The organism is Brevibacillus sp. MCWH (assembly GCF_013096935.1).
Taxonomy (GTDB): domain Bacteria; phylum Bacillota; class Bacilli; order Brevibacillales; family Brevibacillaceae; genus Brevibacillus; species Brevibacillus aydinogluensis.
In genome coordinates this window covers 1-639 of record NZ_SDLF01000088.1, presented here as the reverse complement: position 1 = coordinate 639, position 639 = coordinate 1, and the positions used below count along the sequence as shown (strand labels likewise).

At 54.1% G+C, this 639-nt stretch carries 1 rRNA gene; it reads left to right on the top strand.

Going from position 1 to position 639, the window contains the following annotated elements:
- Nucleotides 1-639 (top strand): 23S ribosomal RNA (locus tag ETC00_RS19475); the annotation flags it as partial.

Here is a 639-nt window from a genome sequence, read left to right as displayed (position 1 = left end):
GGGGAACCCACTGTCCGTAATGGGACAGTATCCATACGTGAATCCATAGCGTATGGAGGGCATACCCGGGGAACTGAAACATCTAAGTACCCGGAGGAGAAGAAAGCAAAAGCGATTCCCTGAGTAGCGGCGAGCGAAACGGGAACAGCCCAAACCAAGAGGCTTGCCTCTTGGGGTTGTAGGACACTCAATACGGAGTGACAAAGGAACGGAGTAGATGAAGCGGTCTGGAAAGGCCCGCCAGAGGAGGTAACAGCCCTGTAGTCGAAACTTCGTTCCCTCCTGAGTGGATCCTGAGTACGGCGGGACACGAGGAATCCCGTCGGAAGCAGGGAGGACCATCTCCCAAGGCTAAATACTCCCTAGTGACCGATAGTGAACCAGTACCGTGAGGGAAAGGTGAAAAGCACCCCGGGAGGGGAGTGAAAGAGAACCTGAAACCGTGTGCCTACAAGTAGTCAGAGCCCGTTTATGGGTGATGGCGTGCCTTTTGTAGAATGAACCGGCGAGTTACGATCTCGTGCGAGGTTAAGTCGAAAAGACGGAGCCGTAGCGAAAGCGAGTCTGAATAGGGCGTATAGTACGAGGTCGTAGACCCGAAACCAGGTGATCTACCCATGTCCAGGGTGAAGGTAGGGT